Origin of the sequence: Acetobacter oryzoeni, assembly GCF_004014775.2 — a bacterium.
Lineage (GTDB): Bacteria > Pseudomonadota > Alphaproteobacteria > Acetobacterales > Acetobacteraceae > Acetobacter > Acetobacter oryzoeni.
This window is the reverse complement of record NZ_CP042808.1, coordinates 2,657,501-2,682,636: the sequence shown is the minus strand read 5'-3', so window position 1 is coordinate 2,682,636 and position 25,136 is coordinate 2,657,501. Positions and strand designations below refer to the sequence as shown.

General features: G+C 52.7%; 24 protein-coding genes and 1 tRNA gene (1 of these 25 cut by a window edge). 15 read left to right on the top strand and 10 right to left on the bottom strand.

The window, feature by feature from the left end; translation table 11 throughout:
• The first annotated feature begins 181 nt into the window (after positions 1 to 181).
• The 6 genes from EOV40_RS12515 (at position 182) to EOV40_RS12490 (ending at position 7,684) form a co-directional block, all read left to right on the top strand.
• Complete coding sequence (locus EOV40_RS12515) at positions 182 to 2,329, top strand: GMP reductase (protein ID WP_128106129.1); 2,148 nt, start codon at positions 182 to 184, stop codon at positions 2,327 to 2,329.
• Positions 2,330 to 2,383: 54 nt separating this feature from the next.
• Positions 2,384 to 3,079: a histidine phosphatase family protein gene (locus tag EOV40_RS12510; protein ID WP_050818801.1), complete on the top strand. Its 696-nt coding sequence runs from the start codon at positions 2,384 to 2,386 to the stop codon at positions 3,077 to 3,079.
• 125 nt (positions 3,080 to 3,204) lie between these two features.
• On the top strand, positions 3,205 to 4,662 hold the full coding sequence (tldD, locus tag EOV40_RS12505; RefSeq protein WP_050818800.1) for a metalloprotease TldD: 1,458 nt from the start codon (positions 3,205 to 3,207) through the stop codon (positions 4,660 to 4,662).
• Between the two features lie 119 nt (positions 4,663 to 4,781).
• The gene (tyrS, locus tag EOV40_RS12500) at positions 4,782 to 6,050 is read left to right on the top strand and encodes a tyrosine--tRNA ligase (RefSeq protein WP_128106128.1); all 1,269 of its coding nucleotides are present in this window, start codon (positions 4,782 to 4,784) and stop codon (positions 6,048 to 6,050) included.
• Between the two features lie 21 nt (positions 6,051 to 6,071).
• The gene (locus tag EOV40_RS15150) at positions 6,072 to 6,467 is read left to right on the top strand and encodes a hypothetical protein (protein WP_128106127.1); all 396 of its coding nucleotides are present in this window, start codon (positions 6,072 to 6,074) and stop codon (positions 6,465 to 6,467) included.
• A 125-nt stretch (positions 6,468 to 6,592) separates the two neighbouring features.
• Positions 6,593 to 7,684, top strand: a complete 1,092-nt coding sequence (locus EOV40_RS12490; RefSeq protein ID WP_128106126.1) for a glycosyltransferase family 4 protein — start codon at positions 6,593 to 6,595, stop codon at positions 7,682 to 7,684.
• Positions 7,685 to 7,795: 111 nt separating this feature from the next.
• On the opposite strand, the gene EOV40_RS12485 is transcribed toward EOV40_RS12490, so the two are convergent.
• The 8 genes from EOV40_RS12485 to EOV40_RS15035 form a co-directional block, all read right to left on the bottom strand.
• Positions 7,796 to 7,870, bottom strand: a tRNA-Thr gene (locus tag EOV40_RS12485).
• Positions 7,871 to 7,941: 71 nt separating this feature from the next.
• A complete protein-coding gene (dksA, locus tag EOV40_RS12480) occupies positions 7,942 to 8,355 on the bottom strand; it encodes an RNA polymerase-binding protein DksA (RefSeq protein WP_003626519.1) in 414 nt (137 codons plus the stop codon).
• Between the two features lie 215 nt (positions 8,356 to 8,570).
• Positions 8,571 to 9,845 carry an O-antigen ligase family protein gene (locus tag EOV40_RS12475; RefSeq protein WP_128106125.1) on the bottom strand — a complete coding sequence of 425 codons (1,275 nt, stop codon included), beginning with the start codon at positions 9,843 to 9,845 and terminating at the stop codon, positions 8,571 to 8,573.
• 63 nt (positions 9,846 to 9,908) lie between these two features.
• Positions 9,909 to 10,466, bottom strand: a complete 558-nt coding sequence (gene ssb / locus EOV40_RS12470; protein ID WP_087651631.1) for a single-stranded DNA-binding protein — start codon at positions 10,464 to 10,466, stop codon at positions 9,909 to 9,911.
• Positions 10,467 to 10,543: 77 nt separating this feature from the next.
• On the bottom strand, positions 10,544 to 11,128 hold the full coding sequence (gene rsmD / locus EOV40_RS12465; protein WP_128106124.1) for a 16S rRNA (guanine(966)-N(2))-methyltransferase RsmD: 585 nt from the start codon (positions 11,126 to 11,128) through the stop codon (positions 10,544 to 10,546).
• Positions 11,128 to 11,904 (bottom strand): pseudouridine synthase, encoded by a 777-nt coding sequence (locus EOV40_RS12460; protein ID WP_003626510.1) that lies wholly within the window; start codon positions 11,902 to 11,904, stop codon positions 11,128 to 11,130. The genes rsmD and EOV40_RS12460 overlap by 1 nt, the downstream gene beginning before the upstream one ends.
• Positions 11,901 to 12,632 (bottom strand): gamma-glutamyl-gamma-aminobutyrate hydrolase family protein, encoded by a 732-nt coding sequence (locus tag EOV40_RS12455; protein WP_128106123.1) that lies wholly within the window; start codon positions 12,630 to 12,632, stop codon positions 11,901 to 11,903. The genes EOV40_RS12460 and EOV40_RS12455 overlap by 4 nt, the downstream gene beginning before the upstream one ends.
• A gap of 125 nt (positions 12,633 to 12,757) precedes the next feature.
• Complete coding sequence (locus EOV40_RS15035; RefSeq protein WP_003626506.1) at positions 12,758 to 12,910, bottom strand: hypothetical protein; 153 nt, start codon at positions 12,908 to 12,910, stop codon at positions 12,758 to 12,760.
• A 220-nt stretch (positions 12,911 to 13,130) separates the two neighbouring features.
• Between EOV40_RS15035 and EOV40_RS12450 the strand changes: the two genes are divergently transcribed.
• Both EOV40_RS12450 and EOV40_RS12445 read left to right on the top strand, forming a co-directional pair.
• A complete protein-coding gene (locus tag EOV40_RS12450; RefSeq protein ID WP_128106122.1) occupies positions 13,131 to 13,586 on the top strand; it encodes a nucleoside deaminase in 456 nt (151 codons plus the stop codon).
• Positions 13,587 to 13,761: 175 nt separating this feature from the next.
• Positions 13,762 to 15,330: a Do family serine endopeptidase gene (locus tag EOV40_RS12445; RefSeq protein WP_128106121.1), complete on the top strand. Its 1,569-nt coding sequence runs from the start codon at positions 13,762 to 13,764 to the stop codon at positions 15,328 to 15,330.
• A gap of 68 nt (positions 15,331 to 15,398) precedes the next feature.
• Here EOV40_RS12445 and EOV40_RS12440 read toward each other — a convergent pair whose 3' ends face one another.
• Complete coding sequence (locus EOV40_RS12440; RefSeq protein ID WP_050818772.1) at positions 15,399 to 16,211, bottom strand: Crp/Fnr family transcriptional regulator; 813 nt, start codon at positions 16,209 to 16,211, stop codon at positions 15,399 to 15,401.
• 278 nt (positions 16,212 to 16,489) lie between these two features.
• On the opposite strand from EOV40_RS12440, the gene EOV40_RS12435 reads away from it, so the two are divergent.
• From EOV40_RS12435 to EOV40_RS12410, 6 genes are all read left to right on the top strand, one after another.
• Positions 16,490 to 17,323 (top strand): OmpW/AlkL family protein, encoded by an 834-nt coding sequence (locus EOV40_RS12435; protein WP_050818771.1) that lies wholly within the window; start codon positions 16,490 to 16,492, stop codon positions 17,321 to 17,323.
• Between the two features lie 8 nt (positions 17,324 to 17,331).
• Positions 17,332 to 18,717 (top strand): oxygen-independent coproporphyrinogen III oxidase, encoded by a 1,386-nt coding sequence (gene hemN / locus EOV40_RS12430; protein WP_128106120.1) that lies wholly within the window; start codon positions 17,332 to 17,334, stop codon positions 18,715 to 18,717.
• Positions 18,718 to 18,853: 136 nt separating this feature from the next.
• Positions 18,854 to 19,531: a 2OG-Fe(II) oxygenase gene (locus EOV40_RS12425; RefSeq protein WP_128106119.1), complete on the top strand. Its 678-nt coding sequence runs from the start codon at positions 18,854 to 18,856 to the stop codon at positions 19,529 to 19,531.
• Between the two features lie 112 nt (positions 19,532 to 19,643).
• Positions 19,644 to 21,281 (top strand): electron transfer flavoprotein-ubiquinone oxidoreductase, encoded by a 1,638-nt coding sequence (locus tag EOV40_RS12420; protein ID WP_087651629.1) that lies wholly within the window; start codon positions 19,644 to 19,646, stop codon positions 21,279 to 21,281.
• Between the two features lie 63 nt (positions 21,282 to 21,344).
• Positions 21,345 to 22,094, top strand: a complete 750-nt coding sequence (locus tag EOV40_RS12415) for an electron transfer flavoprotein subunit beta/FixA family protein (protein WP_019088899.1) — start codon at positions 21,345 to 21,347, stop codon at positions 22,092 to 22,094.
• 2 nt (positions 22,095 to 22,096) lie between these two features.
• Entirely contained in the window at positions 22,097 to 23,023 is a 927-nt protein-coding gene (locus EOV40_RS12410) for an FAD-binding protein (protein ID WP_050818767.1), read from the top strand.
• 77 nt (positions 23,024 to 23,100) lie between these two features.
• On the opposite strand, the gene EOV40_RS12405 is transcribed toward EOV40_RS12410, so the two are convergent.
• The gene (locus EOV40_RS12405; RefSeq protein WP_128106118.1) at positions 23,101 to 23,742 is read right to left on the bottom strand and encodes a TetR/AcrR family transcriptional regulator; all 642 of its coding nucleotides are present in this window, start codon (positions 23,740 to 23,742) and stop codon (positions 23,101 to 23,103) included.
• An 83-nt stretch (positions 23,743 to 23,825) separates the two neighbouring features.
• Between EOV40_RS12405 and EOV40_RS12400 the strand changes: the two genes are divergently transcribed.
• Positions 23,826 to 25,136, top strand: the 5' portion of a protein-coding gene (locus EOV40_RS12400; RefSeq protein ID WP_087651628.1) for an efflux transporter outer membrane subunit. The gene runs 279 nt beyond the window's last position; the window shows 1,311 of its 1,590 coding nt (coding positions 1–1,311); its start codon is at positions 23,826 to 23,828; its stop codon lies off the right edge, out of view.

The following is a 25,136-nucleotide window of genomic DNA, read 5'->3' as shown; positions in this document are numbered from 1 at the left end:
CAGAATGATATAATTGCCTGATAATAGCTTATCAGTCATATGGGATAAGAAAGCAATTCTCCAGCATTCTTATGTTTTTTCTATACAAAGATGGATAGAGAAGGATATCTCATCTGTTAGACAAAAATATACACAGTCTGAGTATGGTAGAACTTCTATAAATGAGGGTATTTTTAATTCAATGACAGGAACCCGCCAAACAGATCCGATGCAGTGGGTGCATATGGTTCCGGAGCTGGCATTTCTGGCTGATTCCTCTTTTGTTATTGGAAAACCAGAGCAATCAGATCCGTTTGTTTGTGAGAAGCGTAACGGAGTATGGGGGCCTGTTTTTGGGAAAGCGTTTCTGGATAATAAAGAGACAGCTTGTTTTTATGCATGCATGGCGCTGGAGATGGTTTTTCTGCTGAACAGCCTACCCACGCATAATGTGAAAAAATATTTAAATCGTATCTGGGTGGCTTGTGCACGAAGTGCTGCACGTAAGTGGAAGGCTTCAGGCGGGGCTGTAAAGAGCAATCCTGAAACATGGATTGAAGTGCTGGCAGCAGATACATTGCCAGACATGGAATGGTTGCAGAAGGTATGCCAGCAACAGGTATCTTCTGTGTTTCCAGCCATAAATGGCCCACAGGTTTTTTCTGTCCAAACAGAAAATGATGATGATTTTTGCCTATGGGTGCAGCGCGTGTGGCCCTATCTCGGATCATCCGATGTGCTGATGGCCGAAGGCGGGGATGAAAGACTCGGGCTTGATCCGCAAACTCATCAAAACCGTTATGGCTGTACCTATCGTCCTTCACCAACTGGCGGGCAGTATTCTTCTTCCACGGCATCATCTCCCTCACTACATGCGTTTAATGCAGTGGAACGATGTCGGTTAGAACTGGTGCGGGATATGTTGACGCAGCCCCCAGAAAAGCCGTTGCTTGCGTTGGCAGAGGGTATCAAGGCCTTTTTGGCGCAATACTATGGTGTTGAAAAACCCGACAACTGTATTTTAGCGTCATCAGGCACGGATTCTGTACTGGCTGCGTTGGCTCTTTCTTTAATTGTTAACCCAGCTGTAGGTGTGGTGTTGGCCGGGGTGGAGGAAACCGGCAGCGGTGTGCCATTGGCAACGCAGGGGCGGCATTTTGCCAACACAACTGCATTGGGGTTCCGTGTTCGTAAAAGCGAGAAAATAGCAGGTTTTCCCGCAGGGACGCAGTTGGTGACAGCCCCGCTGCGCACCGAAAACGGCAAACTGAATTCTCGGCAAAATATTTTCCATATTTGCCAGCAGCAGATTCATAACGCCGTGCAAGCCGGACAACGTGTGCTGCTCTATTTGCTGGATACCTCAAAAACCGGTCAGCTTGTTCCCGATATGCAGGTGGTGCAGGCACTATGCCATACATATCCGGGCCAGATTGATGTTGTAGTCGATGCGTGTCAGGCGCGCCTGATGCCGGAGCGGATAAAGGCCTATTTGCAGCAAGATTGGGCTGTTATGGTTACGGGGTCCAAATTTTATACAGGCCCGGCATTTTGTGGGGCGCTTTTATTGCCAGAAACATGGCGGCAACGGTTGGATGATGCTGTGTTGCCATCGGGGTTGGTGGCCTATTTCAATCAGGCAGAATGGCCAGCCTGTAATGCAACGGCTTCTTTAAACAATGGGTTTAATTTGGGGCTATTGCTGCGCTGGGTTGGTGCTTGTGCCGAAATCAGACATTTCGCCAATGTGCCTGCTTCAGAAAAAATGAGTCGTTTGGAGCAGTTTCTGAGTGGCATACGCCATATTCTGGAACAGGATCAGACAATAGAACTGTTGCCAGATGCCTTGGTAAAACGGGATGCCTTGCCCAACGCGTGGGATCAGCAGCAGACCATTTTTTCTTTTCTGATACATGCTGGGGGCAATAGTGGCATGACCCCCGTTCTAAATCTTGCGGAATGTCGTCAACTGCATGTGTGGTTAAAGCAGGATATTTCTGGCTATCTGCCGTTTGGCTGCCCAGATACAGCGCATCAGATTATGGCCAGAAGTTATCAGCTCGGGCAGCCTGTTGCTGTGCCCTATGCTCGGGTGTGCGGACAAATGGCCGGTGCTTTAAGAATTTCTGTAAGCGCACGCCATATTTCTGGCTCAGATATGCCTGCGGGCATGGCGTATCAAACGTATCTGGAGCAGGAGATACAAAATGTTCAGTATGCGCTGGAAAAAATTTCGCTGATCCTGCGCTATTGGCCGTTTTTACAGAAGGCGGAGGAAAAGCCTGCTTCTGGTCAGCTAGAAAACATGGTGGATGTTGAGGCCGAAGCATTGCTCCCTGTTGCATTGTAGGGGTAGCCATTTCGGCTCTTGCGTCGTCGGTTGGCTGGCCGCACAACACATTCTATGAATGAAATAAGAGACCTTCCCAAAGTTTTACCCTCATCTCAGGATCATTTTCTGGATGGCCCCAAATTGGCACCGGGTATTACGCGCTTCTGGCTGATCCGCCACGCATTGGTGGAAGAAAACGCCCGTATGTGCATGTACGGCGCAATGGATGTGCCTTTGTGCCCAGATAGCCTTATTGCACAACGGCCGATGTATCGGGCACTGGCAGAACGTTTGCCCAAGCCTGCGCATTGGCTTGTAAGCCCGTTATCTCGCACACAACGCACAGCGCAGGCCGTGCAGGAAGCAGGATATGGCCCAGCCAAGCTGACAGTGGAGCCAGATCTGATCGAGCAGAACCTAGGCTCATGGCAGGGTCTGCCTTATGAGGAGTTGCCGCAATATCTTAATCTTGCGCCGCATCCATTCTGGGCTGTTGGGGCAACGGAATGCCCGCCCGAAGGCGAAAGCATGATTGATGTTTGCGCACGTGTTGGCCGCTTGCTGGACAGGCTGGCAGATAAATATGCACACCAAGATATTATAGCGGTAACGCATGGTGGCGTGGTGCGTGCGGCTTTGGCCCATGCCCTGCGGATTCATGCCGAAACGGCACTTCATTTTTCCGTGCAGAATCTGGCGCTGACCATCTTGGAACGTTTGGAAGTGGGCTGGCGCGTTGTCACTGTGAATGAATTGCCCGGTGTATAAGCCGGGCCCAGCCAAGATTGCTGCGGAAAAGCTCACCATGCCGGGTTTACGTGGCGGTTTAACTTCCTATGTTTTGTGTATGAGCCATTACGGTATGGCCATTTCTTCCTGAAGGGTTGTCGTGCATGTCTTCTTCCTCTCAGCATCCGGGTGCTCTCGCCGTTACGGACCAGCTGTTTTTTCATCGTCCCGATGCGCAACTGCATAAAGATGATGCGGAAAAGCTGACAAAAACGGCATTGGCTGGAATGGAGGATGGTGAGCTTTTTCTGGAATACAGAGAAAGCGAAGGCATTGCTCTGGATGATGGTGTTATCCGTTCGGCATCCTTTAATACAAGCAGTGGGTTTGGTTTGCGCGCTGTATTGGGGGAAGAAACAGGTTTTGCTCATTCGGATGAACTCAGCCGTTCTTCCTTGCAGCGTGCCGTAGATGCCGTAAGTGCCGTGCGTGCAGGGCGCTCTGGCCAGATGGCGGCACCGCCACGGGCTACCAACCAGCGGCTTTATACAGATGCCAACCCACTGGGTGATAGTGATTTTGCTACCCGCTCTGGCCTGCTTTCAAAAATAGATGCTTATGCACGTGGCAAAGATAGCCGCGTGGTGCAGGTTATGGCCTCCCTTTCGGGGGAATGGCAGGCTGTGCAGATCATGCGGGCCGATGGCACACGGGCGGCAGATTTGCGCCCATTGGTGCGGCTGAATGTATCTGTTGTGGTGGAACATGATGGCAAGCGCGAAAGTGGCAGTTACGGGCTGGGTGGCCGGTATGAAATTAACCGCTTGCTGAATGAAGAAACATGGCAGGGCGCTGTGGATGAAGCTTTGCGGCAGGCATTGGTTGCGTTGGAAGCCCAGCCTGCGCCAGCCGGTGCCATGGAAGTTGTGCTGGGTGCCGGTTGGCCCGGCATTTTGCTGCATGAAGCTGTTGGCCATGGGCTGGAAGGTGATTTTAACCGCAAAGGCACGTCCGTATTTGCTGGGCGTATTGGCAAGCGTGTGGCGTCCCCCGGTGTTACGGTGGTGGATGATGGCTCTCTGCCCGATCGGCGCGGAAGCCTGACCATAGATGACGAAGGCACGCCCACAGGCCGCACGGTATTGATTGAAGATGGTATTTTGCAGGGATATCTGCAGGACAGGCTGAATGCTCGCCTTATGGGTATGGCCCCTACGGGGAATGGCCGCCGCCAGTCTTACGCACATATGCCACTGCCGCGTATGACCAACACCATTATGCAGCCCGGATCTGCAACCACGGAGGAAATGATTTCTTCTGTAAAGCGCGGCTTGTATGCGGTGCACTTTGGCGGTGGGCAGGTGGATATTACCTCGGGTAAGTTCGTATTTGCAGCATCCGAAGCCTATCTGATCGAAAATGGCCGCGTAACGGCCCCCGTAAAAGGTGCAACCCTGATTGGAAGCGGGGCGGAGGCCATGACGCAGGTTTCCATGATTGGGGGTAATCTGGAATTGGACCCCGGCATTGGCACCTGCGGTAAAGCCGGGCAGGGCGTGCCAGTTGGGGTTGGCCAGCCCGCTCTTAAAATGACCGGCCTGACAGTGGGCGGCACGGCTTAAGGATTTTTTCAGCCAAATGCTGTTGGGCTGAGTGTTTCTGTTCTCTGCTCTCTCATGCTAGAGCGTCTGTCTGCTGGTTCTGCCCTGCAGACAGGGGCCGGAGAGAAGGGACAGGATAAATGGTCGAGAACGGGTTTAAGAGTTCTTTCATGCGGGAAGCCGCTGCACGCGGCTTTATTTTTCAGTGCACGGATGCCGATGCGCTGGATGCGCTGATGGCAGAAAAATCCGTGGCGGCCTATATCGGGTTTGATCCTACGGCAGATAGCCTGCACGTAGGCAGCCTTATTCAGATTATGATGTTGCGGCTGTTGCAAAAACACGGCCACCGGCCAATAGCGCTGGTGGGTGGTGGCACAGCCCGTATTGGTGATCCATCCTTCCGGGAAGAAGCCCGGCGGTTGATGACGGAAGATATCATCCAGACCAATCTGGCTGGTATTGAAGGCTGCTTGCGTCAGTTCCTTACCTTTGGTTCTGGTGCATCTGAAGCAGCGCTTGTGAACAATGCAGATTGGCTGGACAAGCTGGCCTATATTGACCTGCTGCGTGATGTGGGCGTGCATTTTTCCATCAATCGTATGCTGGCGTTTGATTCCGTTAAAAACCGCCTTGAGCGCGAGCAGGGGCTGACGTTTCTGGAATTTAACTATTCCATTCTTCAGTCCTACGATTTCCGTGAACTCAATCGTCGCATGGATGTGGTGTTGCAACTTGGTGGGTCAGACCAATGGGGCAACATTATTTCCGGCGTAGAACTGGTGCGCCGTACGGATCAGAAAAGCGTTATGGGGCTGACAACGCCGCTGCTTACAACGTCATCTGGCGCCAAAATGGGTAAGACAGCCAACGGTGCTGTATGGCTGTCTGAAAAACGCTTGCCGGTGTTTGATTACTGGCAGTTCTGGCGCAACACGGAAGATGCAGATGTAGGCCGTTTTCTGCGCCTGTTTACCGAGTTGCCGCTTGAAGAATGCGCGCGTCTGGAAGCTCTGCAAGGTGCGGAAATTAACGAAGCCAAGAAAGTTCTGGCCACAGAAGCCACAGCTTTGTGTCATGGGCGAAATGCCGCTTTGGCTGCAGCAGAAGCGGCCCGTCAGACGTTTGAAGAAGGCCGCGTAGCTGCGGCAGACCTGCCGGTGCATGAAGTGGCAGAAGCCGATATGGCCGCAGGTATTCCGGTTTTTCGTCTGTTTGCAGAAGCAGGACTGGTGAAAACAAACGGAGAAGCCCGGCGTTTGGTACGTGGTGGCGGGGCACGTCTCAATAATGACGTGATACAGGATGAAAATAAGCTGATTACACAGCAGGATATGGTTGATGGTGCCGTCAAACTTTCTGCTGGCAAAAAACATCATGTTTTGGTGAAGGTTGGGGCTTCAGCCTGATAGACCGATAAGGAGGCTACCGTGAAAAAACTGGCGTTAAAACTGTCTGCTCTGGGGCTGTTATGCAGCCTGAGCGCATGCGGTGGCCCCTATTATGGAGATGGTGGCCTGTATTATCCTTACGGATATTCAGGCTATGGCCCCGTATATGATGATTATTATGGTTACGGCGTTTGGGGCGGCGGTGGCCGCGGCCCGCGGCCGCCGCGCCCAGGTTTTGGCCCGCCGGGGGGGCGTCCCGGTGGGCATGGCGGGGGTATTGGCCCTGGGCCACGCCCAGGTGGTGGTGGCGGAGGTGGTCGCCCACCTGGTGGAGGAGGCCCCGGTGGCGGGCCAGGAGGCGGTGGTCGTCCCGGTGGCGGTGGTCCCGGTGGCCATGGTGGACCCGGCGGCCCCGGTGGTGGCGGTCACAGATAATCTTGCTACGGCAGCATTTTTCAAAGTTTGAAGAGTGCTGCCTTTTTACCGGAAACGGTTTTTTGCTTACCTAATCAGTTCTGAACAGATGGGTTTTATCGTTTCTCTGCGCAGGGGCTGATGACGTGCTGTACCCTAAAAAAATAGCTTATGTAATTAACTCGCTAGAAGGTGGCGGCACAGGAGCTATGGTGCCCTCCATTACCGGTTTCTTTCGGGCGCGTGGGTGCGAGGTTGGCGTATTTGTGCTGACCCCGCGTGATAGGCGGGCAGAGCCGGCACTCCAAGCGGCAGGGCTGGACATACACATTAGAGAAGGTGGAGAAAGTGATCACCTTCAGGCTTATTTATGGCTGCGCCGTAAACTGGCAGCATGGCACCCAACCCAGATTTGGACATCCTTAACCCGCTCTACTCTGATTGGGCAGCAGGTTGGGCGCGGTTTGGGAGTGCCGGTTATCAGCTGGCAGCACAACGCATTTTTGAAACCGGTCAATATCCGCCTTTTGCGGGCCGCCAAATCTCTTTCAAAACTGTGGGTGTGTGATTCGGAATGCGTGGCAGATATCACGCGTGAACGGCTTAAACTTCCCGCAAATAAAGTTATGTCTTGGCCGGTTTTTCAGGCCTCGCCGGATATTAAGCCAGCAGAGCCTTGGAAGCCGGGAGAAGTAATTCGCGCAGGTTCACTCGGGCGGCTGCATATCGCCAAGGGATACGATATTCTATGCACAGCTCTTCAGCGCCTGCAGGCTTATACATCGTTGCCAGCGTTTGAAGTGACGATAGCAGGAGAGGGGCAAGAACGTGCCCATCTTGAGCAGATGGCAAGAGCATTAAAGCTGACGAATATTCGTTTTTCAGGCTTTGCGTCTTCGTCTCAGAACTTTTTGCAGACTCAGCATCTTTATCTTCAGCCTTCCCGGCGGGAAGGATTTTGCATTGCTATGCATGAGGCCATGCAGGCAGGTTTACCTGTAATTGGCAGTGATGTGGGGGAAATGGATCGGTCTATTGTAGAAAACGTAACTGGGTGGAAGGTGCAACCTGAAGACCCAATTATGCTGGCCGATACATTGGCGGCAGTGCTTGCACAGCCAGAGAGGCTTTCTGAAGTTGGTCAGAATGCCAGACAATTTGTGTTGGAAAAGTTCAGCAAAGAAAAGTTTTTTGAAAATGGCGATGCCATTTTCCGGCAACTGGCACGGCAGATTTAAAATACCTCAAACGCAGTAGGCCAAGCTGGCCACGTTTAAAGTGGCAAACACATTTCTACTTTGCGCAAGGCAGAGCAAAAAAGCGATTCTTGCAAAATGTAGAGGAGAGACTGGTGCTGCTGGACAGGATTGAACTGTCGACCTCTCCCTTACCAAGGGAGTGCTCTACCACTGAGCTACAGCAGCATAGTCTGCGGGCGTTCTAGCTGTTCGCGCGGAACGCCGCAAGACCAGATACGGTAAAAAAGACGAAAAAATTAATCGTCCCGGTGGGTTTTTTCCATGCGCTCGTGCTGTTCTTGCGCTTCAATGGAAAGTGTGGCAATCGGGCGTGCTTCTAGCCGTTTCAGGCCAATGGGCTCACCCGTTTCTTCACAGTAACCATATGTGCCGTTTTCAACCCGCTGCAACGCAAGGTTGATCTTGCCAATCAGCTTGCGGGCACGGTCTCGCGTGCGCAGTTCCAGTGCGCGGTCTGTTTCTACGCTGGCACGGTCAGTAATGTCAGCTTCATGGATGCCACCTTCAGAAAGGCTGGCAAGTGTATCTCCTGCTTCTTTAAGAAGGTCGGCGCGCCATTTAAGCAATTTCTGCCGGAAGTACTCCGTCTGAAGAGGGTTCATGAACTCTTCATCTTCAGAGGGGCGATAATCTGGCGGTAAGGTAATCATGTCTGTCGTCAGCCTTTGCAATGACAGGCAGCCTGCCTTGAAAGAATGACGCGGCTTATAGCGGCATCCCGCTCACCCGCCAACAATTTTATGGGGCAAAAACGCAGAAAAGAGACACAGGATAAAGTAAGAGTAAGAAAAGACTACATTTAAAATGAGTAATGAAAAAATATTTTAAGAAAGTTTCCTGCTGTATAAACACTTTCTTAACACAATTATGCACGTTTTTGTGAGCTTGATGCTGCGATAAGCCACCCAACAAACATAAAAATCCACCCCGCTGTGGGGAAAGAAAAAACAGCACTGGTGGAAGTAATGGGCCACAACAGAATGCAACAGGTCACAAACAGCATGGCCTGCTGCGGATAATGCTCTACATCTAGTGCGCGCCACCCCGTGCGCAACCATTGAAAAGCCAGTCCTATAAACACCATAAGCCCCGGTAAACCGGCTGTTGTGGCAATTTGTAGGTAATAGTTGTGGGGATGAATATTACAGCCCCGATCCGTATCATTTGTAAGTGTTTCTATGCCCAGAAAAGAGAAGGCGTGGGTTTGAATAGGGACATGGCAGAAATTTCTAAAGCCATCCATACCCAGCCCCATCCAAGGATGTTGGGCAACCATGGTGATGGCAGAGCGGAAAAGCTTGCCATAATCGCTTTGGGCGAAATGATGCAGTTGGTCTGAAAATTTTAGAACCAGCTTGGCGTAAACGGGCGGAGAGATCACTGGTAGGCTGGCAATTAACCCACCCGCACAAGCAAGAATGAGGCCAAAGGGCAGGCGAAAACGGGGGAAGATAAACGCTGTAAGAGACAGGCCAAAAAAGAGCAGCACACAGCTCATACGTTGGCCGATCAGCACCATGGTTGTAACGCCAAGCAACAGGAGCGCACAGCCAAGCCCCCAAGATTTCAGCTTATTGTGGCGTAACAGGCGTAAAACGCTCGGCATAATACCGGGAAAAAACAGCATCAGCAGCGTAAAACCCGCGCGGGGCTTTGTGAATGGGCCTGTCAGGCTGCCATCACCCCAGCGCGGCATACCCATCATATTTGTGCCGGTTAGATACTGTTGCCAGCATTGGCTTATCAACCACAAGGCTGCCAGTAAGCAGATTCGCTCCAGCCAGATGCGCCGTGCTTTGGTGGCAAGAAGCCAGCATTGTAGCGCCACACAAAACAGGAAAAGCCGCGGCAGGCAGAGTGCCTGCACCCATGCTCCTGTAAGACCAACATGCACGGAAGAAAGCAGGCATAGCCCACAAAATAATGCGGCTAGTTTAAGCCAAGGTTGTTTAACCCATTGCCAATTTTGCAGCAGGCAACAGTGCAACAGAAATAGCCCACCAATAACAGAAGCAAATGTGTCTGAAAGAGCGCGGCTATAGAATAGAAAAAACGGGAAGATGCTCAGACACACCAAGCCTGCTGCTGTTAGATATCCAGCCAGCTTGACACGGAGTGGGGAGGAAACAGCAAGGGGCATGTCTGGAATGGATAAGGCTGGCTACCCGATAGTGTATAGCCAGCCTCCAATCAGTTTGAATGATTAGAACGGGATTTCGTCATCAAGATCGCCGTTGCCTCCAGATGCATCCCAGCCGCCGGAGCTATTGCCACCGCTGCGTTGTGCTGGTTGCTGGCGTGGTGCAGATGATGGGGCGCCATAACCACCGCCGCCACTGTTATAACCGCCGTAGCTGCTGCCGCTTCCGCCACCAAAGCCGCCGCCTTCACTTTCGCCTTCGCCACTATTGCGGCTATCCAGCAGCACCAGCTCACCACGGAAACGGTCAATAATCACTTCCGTTGTATAGCGTTCCTGCCCACCCTGATCTGTCCATTTACGGGTTTGCAGGGAGCCTTCCAGATAAACTTTGCGGCCTTTGCGCAGGAAACGTTCGGCCACATCTGCCAGACGTTCATTGAAAATGACCACACGATGCCATTCTGTGCGTTCACGTCGTTCACCAGATGCGCGGTCATTCCATGTGTCACTGGTGGCCAGAGAGAAGGAAACAATCTTTGCACCGCTCTGGCTGGAACGCACTTCGGGGTCCTTGCCTAGATTGCCGACCAGAATAACCTTGTTAACGCTGCCAGCCATAAATGCCGTTACCTTCTATTTGCGTAAAATCCGTTTTCGTTCTGCCTATGTAGCGCACTGGCCGAACAGGTGAAAGCTTAAAGCCGCCAGATGGAAAATCGGGCAGCACCATGCTGGCGTTCTGCCAGAAAAGCAGGTGTGTTTGCTGTTTGCGTCGCTTCTTCCTCGTTGGAAAAAGGCAAAGGTTCCTCACACCCGGTTTCAATAACTGCAATGGCATTGGGGGCAATCCAGCCTTTGCTTTGCAAGGCATTGAGGGCGCGCTCAGGCAGATTTTGATGATAGGGTGGGTCCAGAAACACCAATCCAGCCGGGAAAGTGCTGAGAGGTGGTGATGTCACATCCCGCGCAATTACGGTGCAGCTTTCTTCCCACTTGCAGGCCTGAATGTTGGCCCGTAGCGCGGCGAGAGCAGGGCGGCTTGTTTCGAAGAAAGTTGCATGGTTTGCCCCGCGAGAAAGGGCTTCCAGCCCCAGCGCGCCGGTGCCAGCAAAAGCATCCAGCACATGTGCTTCAGAGATAAGCGTAGGCCCACCCCAAGGTGCATGCAGCAGCATATCAAACAAGGCCTGTCGCACCCGGTCTGCCGTGGGGCGTGTGGTCTGTCCCACTGGGGCTGTTAGCAACCGCCCCTTGCGGCTGCCAGCAATAATCCGAACCATTAGTCTGCCTGTTTTGCAGGTGCACGCCGGGCTGGGGGAGCCTTTTCTGTTGCTTTGGGCAACTGATCACGCAACACGCGGGGAGAAACTTCTTCCAGTTCACGGCGCTGCAGGGTGCCGAGCTGGAAAGGCCCATAGCTAGTGCGTATCAGGCGGCTGACATGCAGGTTCATGCCCGCCATCACCTTACGGATTTCGCGGTTTTTGCCTTCCTTGAGGGAAACGGTCAGCCACGCATTGTCTCCCTTGCGCGAATCCAGAACAGCATGAATGGGGCCATAACGCACACCATCAAACACGCTGCCCTGAGCCAGACTTGCCAAACGTTCTTCATCCACTACGCCAAATACACGCACGCGGTAGCGGCGTAGCCAGCCGTTGGAGGGAAGCTCCAGCCTGCGGGCCAGTTCACCATCATTGGTGAGCAGCAGCAGCCCTTCACTGTTCAGATCAAGCCGCCCAACGCTGATAACGCGTGGCATGCCTTCTGGCAGGGAGGCAAAAACCGTTGGCCGGCCTTCCGGGTCTTTATGTGTTGTTACCAAGCCATCCGGCTTGTGGTAGCGCCACAAACGTGTGCGTTCTGGGGCAGAAACGGGCTCCCCATCAACCTGCACAATATCGCCATTTGTTACAAAGGTGGCAGGGTGTGTGACCGGTTGGCCATTCAGGCGGATACGGTTTTCCTCTATCATGCGTTCCGCATCACGGCGGCTGGCAACGCCACTACGGGCCAGCCATTTTGCTATGCGTTCCCCTCGGGTTTCCTGCGTCACGCTGAATCTCCTGCTGCCTGTATGAAGGCTTTGAAAAGTGCTTTGTCTGCTGGGTCTATGCCAAATTCCGGGTGCCATTGCACCCCAAGGCAGAAAGAATGTGTGGGATCTTCAATCCCTTCAATAATACCATCTTCTGCCACGGCGTTAATAATGCCACGCCCCGGTGTTTTGACAGCCTGATGATGTGAGGAATTAACACCAATATGAGTGCGGTTGGCTGTGCATCGGGCCAACAAGGTATCGGGTGTTATTGTCACACTATGGCTTGCTTCATCCCGTGGGTTTGGTTGCTCATGCGGAAGGGCCGATGGGCATTCTTCCGGGATGTGCTGGATCAGGCTGCCACCAAGGGCCACGGCTATAAGTTGCATGCCACCGCATATTCCCAAAATTGGCATATCACGTTGTAGGGCTGCGGTTAGATAAGCAGCTTCAGCCTGCGTGCGGCGGGGGCGCAAGTTTATGGTGGGGTGAACTTGTGTTTCCCCATACAAGGTGGGGTCAATATCAAACGCGCCACCTGTTATAATCAATCCATCCAACAGGTGCATATAATCAGCACAAAGCTGCGGGAACAAAGGGAGCGCAATAGGTAAGCCGCCCGCGGTGGAAACGGCAGACATATAATTTTCCCGCATGGCATACCATTTGAAGCGGGAATAACGGCCTTCGCCACCCTCTTCCAGATCAAGCGTAATACCAATAACGGGGCGTTTTTTCATCATATGCCACTAATCCTGAAAGAACGGGGGAGGGAGAGGGGTAAAGACCGTTCTTTCAGGGGGTATGTAGCAAAGAATGAGCGCGGGAAACAAAAACCCGTGCAGTCAATTCGTTTCTGGCCTGTCTGTTAGCGGGACAGAAAGGAAGGAATACTGATAGGGAGCGTTTTGGTGGCGGTAGGAGGTGGCGCCAAGGTTGCTGGCTCATAATTGACACCATCTGCGATGGCGAGACCAAATCCTATGGCCGCAGCAGCCAGAATGAAAGACAGGCTATGCATGTTTCTGACCCTCCTCGCTCGGGTTTGGTATGATTGCCAAAGAGCAATCCCACAAGGCATCCTCACGCTCTGTTACAGAACGGATTAAGGCTCCTTTAAGGCAGGATGACAAAAAAGCATGCACGATTGCAAGAAAAATCTGGATTTTTTCTGCCATATAAAAGCGAAAAAAACCTGAACGTTTCGGATTGAAAAGAGTAACATTTCGTGAGCACACGGCATGACTAAACAAAACGGCATGGCACTTGCGTTACAGCAGGCTCAGCTTGCTGCTGAAAATGGAGAAGTGCCCGTAGGCGCCGTGCTGCTGGATGGCAATGGAAATGTGCTGGCACAGGCAGGCAACCGGGTAGAAGAACTGCACGATCCATCAGCTCATGCTGAAATGTTGGTCATGCGTGAGGCCGTGCAGCAGCGGCAGGGGCAAAAGCTGGCAGATTGCACTTTATTTGTCTCGCTCGAACCATGTCCGATGTGTGCGGCGGCTATGGCGCATTTTCGGCTGGGGAGGGTGGTGTTTGGTGCGTATGACCCCAAAGGGGGGGGCGTAGAGCACGGAGCACGCTTGCCCCATCGGCCTGAAACCTTACATCGTATGGAAGTTATAGGTGGGGTAAGGGAGCAGGAAGCTGCTGAAATGTTGAAAGCTTTTTTCCAGAAATTACGCAGCCGATAACATCTTGTGAAATTATGAAGATACGGCTTTTTTTTCTTGGTTAAGAAACCATGTTAGCGTTGTAGGCGTAAGGCACTGTAAACTCTGGGCAATCTGTGGTGGCTGCCGGAGCTGGGTGTTTGGACCGTCCGGGAATTGTCCTGTCGGGATAAAACAAGGAACAGTCGAAGTCGTGATGTCGGGAAAATCTGTGACAAAAGTTTGGGCGCGGAACAGACGCCGTAATTGGATGTCAGCCCTTCTGGCAAGCTGTGTATTGGTAACAGCTGCCGCTCCATGGTGCAGCACGCCAGCACGCGCAGAAGCTGATAGTGTTATTAAGCCCAACACCCCTACTTCTCAGCGGATTCCAGATTTTGTCAGTCTGGTTAAGCAGGTTAAGCCGGCTGTGGTGTCTATTACATCCATGATCCGGGCAGATGCCGTGGAGAATGACGGCGGTGGTATGGGTGGAATGCCTTTTCCATTCCCGTTTCCTTTCCAGATGATGCCGCAGCCATCGCACCAGACGATTGAGGCCAGAGGCTCCGGCTTCCTGATTTCAGCCGATGGGTATGTGGTCACCAACAACCATGTGGTGAAAGGCGCCACCAAGGTTACGGTGACACTGGATGATGGCACAACGCTGCCCGCTAAAGTGGTGGGGCGTGATGGCAAAACCGATCTGGCACTGCTGAAAGTTACAACCTCCGAAAAATTGCCCTTTATTGAATTGGGCGAATCGGATGATGTGCAGCCCGGTGAATGGGTTATTGCCGTTGGCAACCCGTATGGTCTGGGCGGCACGGTGACGGCTGGTATTGTTTCTGCCCGTGGCCGAGATATTAACGAAGGCCCTTACGACAACTTCATTCAGGTTGATGCGCCCATCAACCGCGGGAACTCTGGTGGTCCGCTGTTTACGCAGGATGGTAAGGTTGTGGGGGTAAATACCGCTATTCTTTCACCTTCTGGCGGTGGTTCCATTGGTATCGGGTTTGCAATTCCATCGGATACCGTGCGCAATGTGGTCGAGCAGCTTCGTAAAACTGGCCATGTGGTGCGGGGCTACTTGGGCGTAAACGCACAGGTTATCTCCCCCGTTATGGCGCGTGCGCTTGGCTTGCCTGCCCCCGCTACGCCCGGAGCGCCGCCAATTGGGGCGTTGGTGGCAAGCGTAAGCCCCGGGAGCCCGGCTGAAAAAGTTGGTCTCAAATCGGAAGATGTGATTACCGATTTCAACGGGCAGAAGGTCAGCAACCCGCATGATCTGGCTGTGCGCGTGGCGTCTATGGCCCCGGGTAAACAGGCGACAATTGGCTACTTGCGAGGCGGTAAAGCCCAGACAGCTACTGTCACCATCGGAGATCTGAAAACAGCTTCCAGTGATGGTAATAGCGGCAGCAATACAGATGTCGCACGTGGGCAGCGGCTTGGTATTGCCTTGGCTCCTCTTTCTCGCGATGTGCGCCAGCAGTTGGGGCTTTCAGCAGATGTGCGCGGCGTTGTTGTAAGCGACGTTGATCCTGGTTCCCCGGCAGATCAGGCTGGGATTCGGCCGGGGGATGTTATTCAGGCGGTTGGTAGTCAGGCCGTGGATTCCCCACGTGCAGCAGTTGCCAGCGTAAAGTCGGCATTGGCTGCCAAAAAACCGGTGCTATTGCGGGTTCTGCGCGATAATCAGTCCCTGTTTATCGCGATCTCTCCAGATGGCGGAAATAACGCACCATCATCTGATGACAGTGGTGATGACGACGATAACTAAAAGGCTCTCGTAGTCTGAAATGTTGAAAAGGCTGGTCCAGAAATGGGCCAGCCTTTTGCTTTTAAAAGCTAAACAGATTTCAGGCCGTAAGCGATGTCTTGCAGATTAGGTAGAGACAAAATGCGAATGCAGTGATTTTCTGTGCCAGAAATAATTTTATCACGGCGGAGGGCGCTGATGGTGCGGCTTACCGTTTCAATCGTCAGGCCAAGATAGTCTGCAATATCTACCCGAGTCATGGGTACAGAAGCTGTGGTTTCTGCATCAGGGTCGTGCGGGTGTGTGCGATGATATTGCTTGATGCGATCTAATAGAAAACTAGCCACTTTTTCCTTGGCTGTTTTACGCCCCAAAAGCAGCATCTGCTCCTGCGCATCAGTCAATTCATTTGTAACGGCTGAGAGCAGATGACGGGCGAATCGTGGGTATTCTGCCAATAAATTTTCTATCTGTGTATGTGTGCAGCGGCATAACAATACGCTGCTTACGGTTTCCGCCCCAAAGGAATAAGTGCGCGAGTTGCTAAGGCCAACAAACTGTCCTGCATCTGCAAAGCCAGTAATCTGGCGGCGGCCATCAGGAAGAGATTTAAACAGCTTAACTGTGCCATTGATAACGTTGAAAAAGGCAGATGCAGGCGTGCCCTCTTCAATCACGGCTGTGCCTGGTGGCAAAGTAATCTGGCGTGTTGCATGCGCCAGAACCGCCACATCCTGATCTTCTATGCTGCTGCAAAGATTATAATCGCGCACCTTGCACATCAAACACCGGGCGGACTCGGTATCTGTGCGCCCAGTGCGTTTGCCAGTGGAGTGGAGTGCCTGAGCAGAAGGAGAGGGTGGCATGGGAGCAGAATCCGGAAAGCCCGGTACCTTCAGCATTATGGCGAACGTGCTGGACCGGAAAGAAAAAAGAATGTGTTGCGTAAATATTATGTCATTGTTGATATAAATCAATAATGCGCAGATGTCTGGGGCAGATTGGTTACAATTTACCTTGGATATAGCCCTTAAAATGCGCTGTGATTAAAATGACACAGTATTGTCGCATATGAGGCGGAGATGCCTGATATTTGATCTAAATCAAGGCCGGAAGAATGGGCGCATGATTTTTCCCGCTTCAGATATCGTTCTCTAGCGCAGTGGAAAGACACACAGGCATGGTCAAGTTCCGTTCCCTATTTACGGCAGTGGTGGCTGGTGTTGCCGCTCTGGCCGGCACCGCCAAGGCTCAGACAGCAGCTCCTAACGCAGCATATGTGAATGCACCGGTCATGCAGCGCATTCCCGATGCACCAAAGCCGGGCGCAGGGCATTGCGGTCTGTTTGAAACCTGCGCCAGCACCAAAATTGGTCTGGGCCGTGGTGACTTCATGATCCGTCTGTCTGGCGTGGGTGTTCTGCCGCAGGACCGTGATAGCAAGGCTTGGCTGACTGCTCCGGGCCTTGGTCTGAACCATATGCCGCTGAGCCACACGCATCTTTCCACCACTAATCAGGCCATGCCGGAACTGACGGTGGAATACTTCATCACAGACAACCTGTCTGTGGATCTGATTGCCACCAGCACCCGTCATGAAGTGGCTGCTCTGGGTAGCGATGTGCCTTCACTGGGCGGCCCCCGTAAGCTGGACGTTGGTAGCGCATGGGTTCTGCCCCCTACGCTGACATTTGCTTGGCATTTCCGTCCGCATAAGCGCTTCAACCCGTATGTGGGTGTGGGTGCAACGGCTATGTGGTTCCACAACATGAACGGCAACCGTGGTTCCGCTCTGGGTCTGACCAAACTGAACGCTGGCTTCACCGGTGGTCCTTCTGTGAACGTTGGTTTCGATTACCAGATCGTTGGCAACTGGTTCTTCAACGCAGACGTCAAGCAGATGTTCGTGCGTATGCATGCTTGGGTTGAAAACCCAGCAGAAAGCCTGAAGGTGAAAGCACACGAATCTCTGGATCCGACAGTGGTTTCCGCTGGTATTGCTTACCGGTTCTAAGAGATATTATGGGCGCGGTATCTGTATCTGATCTGATTTCCCGCTACGGTGGGAATCTGCCGCGCTATACAAGCTACCCGACCGCAGCCAGCTTTACGGAGGCGGTCGGCCCCCAACAGGTTGCAGGCTGGCTTAAAGCTTTACCTGAGAATGAACCTGTCTCCCTCTATTTTCATGTTCCTTTTTGCGATGAACTCTGCCGGTTTTGCGGATGCAATACATCCGTTATGCGGCATGAGGATGGGCGCCTAGCTTACGGTGACCTCCTGCGTGAGGAAATGCGCCGTATTGTGGCCCTTGTGGGGGAACAACGCACAGTAAGGCATGTGCAGTTTGGTGGCGGCACGCCTACCACCTTGCCTCCGCATGCCTTGCGGCAGATCATGCGTTCTATCCGAACATTCTTTCAGGTTGATCCGCAGGCTGAATTGGCCATGGAGCTTGATCCACGGCATGTGCCGCAGGATTATCCGGCTTTGTTGGGCGATCTGGGTTTTACACGCATCAGCCTTGGCGTGCAGGATCTGGAACCTCGGGTGCAGGAAGCGTGCGGACGCCATCAGTCCTTTGAACAGACAGAAGCCAGTATTCAGGCGGCGCGTGCTGCGGGTGTATCTGGCGTTAATATTGATCTGATTTACGGCTTACCGTACCAGACGGTTGAAAGCGTGGGTGAAACCGCGCTGAAAATTGCATCATTACGGCCAGACCGGTTGGCAGTATTTGGATATGCCCATGTGCCGTGGAAGCAAAAACGGCAGCGTTTGATACCGGAAGCATCCTTGCCAAAATCTGATGAAAGATTGGCGCAACGGGCGGAAATAGACAGAGTTTTGCAGGCGCAGGGGTATCAACCCATAGGGTTGGATCATTACGCTTTGCCAGAAGATGGTTTGGCTCAAGCTGCGCAAGCAGGCACACTGCATCGTAATTTCCAAGGTTATACAACAGATTCCTGTCCTGTTTTGTTAGGTATGGGGGCTTCTGCCATTTCCATGCTGCCAGCTGGGTTTGTTCAGAACATTACAAGTGTGGCGGCTTATGCGCGGGCAATGGCTGAAAGTGCAGATTCCCTCCCCGTAGCGCGTGGTGTTGCTTTTACCGAAGATGACAAACTGCGCGGAGCCATTATCGAACGCATTATGTGTGATATGGCCGTTGATCTTGCGGATGTAGGGCAAGGGCAGGATTTTTCTGAAGAACTTGCACAACTCCATCCGTTTGAGCAGGATGGATTGGTAAAGATTGAAGGCCAGAAAATCAGCGTTACAATGTTTGGGCGGCCTTTTGTAAGGCACGTAGCTGCAGTGTTTGATACACGGCGACGCGCTTTGCAGCAGCAGGCCCAAGGTGCTGGGCAAGGTGCTTCACCACAGTTTTCTGCTGCCCTTTAAGTAGAACCAAACCTTGATTGTGCCAGTATTTTGGCGCAAGTAAGGAAAGCTTCCCATGAAAGGGAGCTATGCAAGACAGCCATAGCGGTGTCTTTTACCCAGCCGATATTCTGTGACAGCTGAAGGATCGGACGCCATGAGTCCTGATGCCACTGCTCCCGATCAGAGCGTGACGTTTTCTCTGCCCAATCTGCTGGCGCAAACGCCAGTGGCCTCTGACCCTTTTCCACATTGGATGCTGGAAAACGTGCTGGAACCAGATGCCTGTGCGGCATTACTGGAATGGGATCCGGGCGAGTCGGCTATTGCAGGAGATGTGGGCGGTCGGCGTGAAACGCGGAACAAGTCTCGCGTGTTTGTTGATCCAGCCGTTCGACAACAGGATGAACGCCTAAACCGTATGGCGCATTTGCTGGATAGCGATGCCATGCGGCAGGCTTTTGAACGTATCTGCAACGTGCAGTTGGATACGGCAGCACTGCGGCTGGAATTATGTCTGGATTCGGATGGTTTTTGGCTGGAACCACATACAGATATCGGCGCTAAAAAACTTACCCTGCTTATCTCTCTTTCCACCGGAGAAGGGGCCGATGAACTGGGGACAGACCTGATGACTCCAGATGGCCAATCAGTTGTGCGAGCTTCAGGGGCGTTTAATTCGGCGGTGCTTTTTATTCCGTCAGATAAAACCTGGCACGGCTTTGTAAAGCGGCCCATTAAAGGTACGCGCCGTACCTTGATTGTTAATTTTGTTGATCAGGACTGGCGTGCAGTGCACGAACTGGCGTTCGGGCCGCGTTCTGTTCAGCACTGATTTTTCTGACATGGCTGTTTCTGGCAGAACGGGCCTACGTGCCCGTTTTTGCAATTCTGCGCCAAATCGGGTTTAGGGAAGCAGCATATCTTTAAACGGGGATGAAACGGGAATGAGCGAGCCTGTGCGGGAATCGATGGAATTTGATGTCGTTATTGTTGGGGGTGGCCCTGCTGGGCTGGCCGCGGCAATTCGGCTACGCCAGCTTTCTCCAGATCTGAGCGTTTGCCTGATTGAAAAAGGCAGCGAGATCGGAGCGCATATTGTTTCTGGGGCCGTGATTGAACCCCGCGCACTGGCAGAGCTTATTCCTGACTGGAAAGAACGTGGTGCACCGCTGAACACACCGGTGACATCAGAAGATATGCTGTATCTTACCGAAACCGGCAGCCTGCGTGTTCCGCTGCTGGATAAGGTTATGCCGCATATGGCAAACCACGGGAACTATATTGTCAGCCTTGGGGAAGTCTGCCGTTGGCTGGCGACGCAGGCAGAAGAACTCGGGGTGGAAATCTATCCGGGTTTTGCGGGTGCGGATGTCATTATCGAGCGCAACCGTGTGGTTGGTGTTGTGACTGGTGATATGGGTGTGACCAAGGAAGGCACACCCGGCCCTAATTATCAGCCCGGTATGGAACTGCGCGCCCGTTATACCCTGTTTGCAGAAGGGTGCCGTGGCTCCCTGACCAAGCAGGTGATGGCGCATTATGATCTACGCAAAGATGTAGACCCGCAGACATACGGACTTGGCATTAAGGAAGTATGGGAAATTCCGGCAGAAAAACATCGCCCCGGTTTGGTGCAGCACAGCTTTGGCTGGCCGCTGGATGACAGCACCTATGGTGGCGCATGGTTGTACCACTTTGGTGAAAATCTGGTGTCCTACGGCTTTGTGGTGGGGCTGGATTACGCCAATACGTGGCTTTCTCCGTTTGAAGAAATGCAGCGCATCAAGTTGCATCCGGCATTCCGCCAGCATCTGGAAGGTGGGCGTCGCATCTCTTACGGTGCGCGTGCTCTTTCTGAAGGGGGGTTGCAGGCTATTCCGCGTCTCACTTTCCCCGGTGGTGCACTGATTGGGGATTCCGCGGGCTTTCTGAACGTGCCTAAAATCAAAGGCACGCATACAGCCATGAAGTCTGGCATGCTGGCAGCAGAAGCTGTTGTGGAAGCCATGAAAACCGACCGTGTTGAACCCGGTGCCTTTACAGAAAAGGTGCGGCGTTCTTGGTTGTGGCCAGAACTGCGCTCTGCCCGTAATATTCGTCCGGCTTTTGCGCATTTTGGTGCCAAGGGTGGTGCTGTTTATGCAGCCATTGATGCCATGCTGCTGCGTGGCCGTGCGCCGTGGACATTGCACTTTAAGCATGAAGACAGCGATACCCTTAAACCTGCCTCCCTGTCTGAAAAGCCTTTCTATCCGAAGCCAGATGGCAAGCTGACATTTGATCGTCTTTCCTCGGTCTTCCTGTCCGCTACCAATCATGAGGAAGATCAGCCGGTGCATCTGCGCCTGCGCAACCCCAGCCTGTGGAAACCGGTGAACTGGGATGTCTTCCGTGCGCCGGAAAGCCGTTATTGCCCCGCCGGTGTGTATGAAGTGGCAGATGAAGCCACAAACCCACATTTGCAGATTAACGCGCAGAACTGCGTGCATTGCAAAACGTGTGACATTAAAGATCCTGCCCAGAATATAGACTGGACCACGCCAGAAGGTGGTGGTGGGCCTAATTATCCGGCCGGTATGTGAATTTGGAGTAAAGTACGGTAAGGCTGCGTCCGAACCATCCTGCGTCTGCAAGCGAAAGAAGTCATGAAGATACTTGTACCTGTAAAGCGGGTTGTTGATTACAACATCAAACCGCGTGTGAAGGCAGATGGCAGTGGTGTTGATACCACTGGCGTCAAGATGTCCATGAACCCGTTTGATGAAATCGCGGTGGAAGAAGCTGTGCGCCTGCGCGAAAAAGGTGCGGCTTCCGAAGTTGTTGTGGTTTCTGTTGGTGTTCAGAAGGCGCAGGATACACTGCGTACGGCCATGGCTATGGGCGCAGATCGCGCCATTCTGGTTCTGTCAGAAGAAAGCCCCGAACCGCTGGCCGTAGCCAAAGTGCTGCGCAAGCTGGTGGAAAAGGAAGAACCGGGTCTGGTTATCCTGGGCAAGCAGGCCATTGATGATGACATGAACGCCACAGGCCAGATGCTTGCTGGTCTGCTTGGTTGGGGGCAGGGCACGTTTGCCAGCAAGGTAGAAATTGCTGATGGCCATGCACGTGTCAGCCGTGAAATTGATGGTGGCACGGAGGAAGTTTCCCTTACGCTGCCCGCTATTATCACGGCCGATCTGCGCCTGAACGAACCACGCTATGCTTCTTTGCCAAATATCATGAAGGCCAAGAAGAAGCCGCTGGAAACCATTGAAGCCGCTGAACTGGGTGTGGACATGAAGCCCCGCCTGAGCATTGTTTCCGTGGCAGAGCCGCCGGAACGCAAGGCTGGCATCAAGGTTGGTTCCGTTGGGGAACTGGTGGAAAAACTGCGTAACGAAGCAAAGGTGATCTGATCATGACCGCTCTTGTTCTTCTGGATCATGAAGAAGGCCAGATCAGAAAGGCCGCTCTATCTGCTGTAACGGCAGCCGCCCAGTTGGGTGATGTGCATGTGCTGGTGGCGGGTGATGCCTCCATCGCACAGGCTGCGGCTGCTGTGCCCGGTGTTGCCAAGGTGCTGCATGCAGCAGATGCACGTTATGCGCACGAACTGGCTGAACCTCTGGCTGCTTTGATTGTTTCTCTGGCAGGCCAATACGATCATATCGTTGCTGCTGCGGGTGCTACGGGCAAGAACGTGCTGCCACGTGCAGCTGCTCTGCTGGATGTACAGCCTATTCCAGATGTTATCCGCATTGTGGATGCAGAAACATTTGTGCGCCCCATTTATGCGGGTAATGCTCTGGCCACTGTTAAGTCTTCAGATGCCAAAAAGGTGCTGACGGTGCGTAACGCTGCTTTTGATGCTGCTGCATCTACAGGTGGCAATGCTCCGATTGAAGCTGTGGACGCGGTAGATGCCCCTGCAGTTTCCAAGTTTGAGACTGTTCAGCTGTCTGATTCCGAACGCCCAGACCTAGAAACGGCCCGTGTGGTTGTGTCCGGTGGTCGTGGCATGCAGAGCGAAGAAAAGTTCCATGCTCTGGATCCACTGGCAGATGCCTTGGGTGCAGCTATTGGTGCTTCTCGCGCTGCTGTGGATTCTGGCTTTGTGCCGAACGAATATCAGGTGGGGCAGACAGGCAAGATTGTTGCGCCTGAACTGTACATGGCCTTTGGTATTTCCGGCGCTATCCAGCATCTTGCCGGTATGAAAGACAGCCGCGTGATTGTGGCAATCAACAAAGACCCAGAAGCTCCCATTTTCCAGGTTGCTGATTACGGAATGGAAGCAGATCTGTTTGAAGTTGTACCGCAGTTGGTTGAAGAGCTGAAGAAATAAACCTTCGCTTTTAAACTATTTGCTTAAGCAACCCCGCATACATCCATGTGTGCGGGGTTTGTTTTTTAAGTGGATATTTATACGCCGTAAGTGGCCAGAAACATGCTTACAGAGGTATGAATAACTTTTTCTTCGTCCTCAGCCATATTGTCATACGGCATGTTAAAGCGCTTTCTATGTGCGATCCGTGTCTGACAAAGCGAGAAAAACTGTTCTGCGGCAAAAACAGGGTCATCCGTTTTTAATGTGCCGCGCTGGGTTTGCTCGCGAATCCAGTTAGACAGAGTTTCAATGGCAATCCGCGGGCCGTGAGACCAAAAGATGGTTGCAAGCTGAGGAAAGTGCGGAGCCTCAGAAACAATCATTCTGTAAAGCATCAAGCTTTCGGGCTGGGTAATCAACTGCACCATGGCACGGGCTACGGCGGTCAGAGTTTCTTTGGGGGAAGCTTCTTTTTGCACCGGAGCAAGTGCTGGGGGAAGTTTTTCCCGACAGCATTTTTCTACAAAAGCTCCAAAGAGATCCGCTTTATTGGTGAAATAATTATATAAAGTACCTTTAGAAACACCAGCCTCCCGCGCAATGGCGGACATACTGGCGCCTTCATAACCGTGTTCTGCAAACACGTTATAGGCCCCTTTTAAAATCTGCTCTCGCTTTGCTTCTGATTCCCCAGTGCAGGCAGAAGTAAGGGAGGAAGGGGAGGAAGATTCAGACATCAGGATTTCAGACTTTAAAGATCAGGCGATTGACGCACAGAGGAAAGAAGGTAGGTTACCATGCTGACCGAACTGGTCGGTCAGTGCAAGGGCTGGTATTTTCTATCAGGCATATCATTTTCGGTGAGGGTGAACGGGTGGCAAAACGGAATGCACAGCGCACAGGCGCGTTGGCGCTGGTTTTCATGCTGGCGGGGTGCATGGTGGGGCCAGATTATAAGAAGCCAGATACATGGTCTCCCTCTCAGTGGCAGCGTGCGGCAGATAAAGATACATCACAGTTGTTGAGTGTCCCCACAACGCAGGCGCCCGATCCGCAGTGGTGGGCCATTTTTAATGACCCCGAACTGACTTCGCTTGAAAAACGTCTGGCAGACCAGAACCTTGATGTACAGCAAGCTACTGAACAATTTGCGGTTAGCCGTGGCCAATTGCTGTTGGCTGGGGCAGAGCGGTTTCCAGATCTCGCTGCCTCTGGCTCATATCGCAGGGCGCAGTACAGCAGTAAGCAACTGCAGCGCATTGTAGAGCGTATTGGCGAAAATGCCGCCGGAACAGGAATGGGGGAAATGCTTTCAGCCCAGTCCTCATCCATTTCCATTCCTTTGCTGAACCAATGGCAGGATGGGCTGCAGGCCAGTTGGGAGGTGGACCTGTGGGGGCGTGTACGCAGGCAGTACGAAGCTGCCAAGGCGTATATGAAAGCCACTATGGAAGAACGCCGGGGTATTCTGATCGCACGGCAGGCGGAACTGGCATCGGATTATATGACGCTGCGTAATTTGCAGGAACAACTGCGGATTACGAAAGAAAATCGCGATGCAGCTTCAGAAATCCTGCAGTTGAGTTCATCACGCTATAAAAGTGGCTTGGTCAGCGAGTTAGATGTGGATAGCGCTCGTTCTCAGTTGGAGCGGACAAATGCGCTTATCCCTCAGTTTGAGCAGCGCATCGCTATGCAGATCAATGCCATTAACCTGCTTATGGGTGCGCCGCCGGGTGGTTTGAATAACGAGTTGGAGCAAACAGCAGGCATTCCGCCTGTGCCGCCGCAGGTGCCAGTTGGCTTGCCGTCGGAATTGGCAGAACGCCGTCCCGATATCCGTGAAGCTGGGGAGGAACTTCATGCCGCTACCGCAGAAGTGGGGCAGGCTGAAGCTGATTTCTATCCAAAGGTCACGATTGATGCGGGCTTTGGTTTCCAGTCCTTCTCTTTCCGAGATATGGGCTTCTGGAGTTCCCGCATGTGGAATGTTGGGCCAGCCATTACCCTTCCTATTTTTCAAGGTGGGCGTTTGACGGGGCAGCTTCAGATGAAGAAGGCCTCTCAGAAAGCAGCGGCTTTGCGGTATCGTAAAACGGTTCTGAATGCATGGAAGGAAGTGGATAACGCA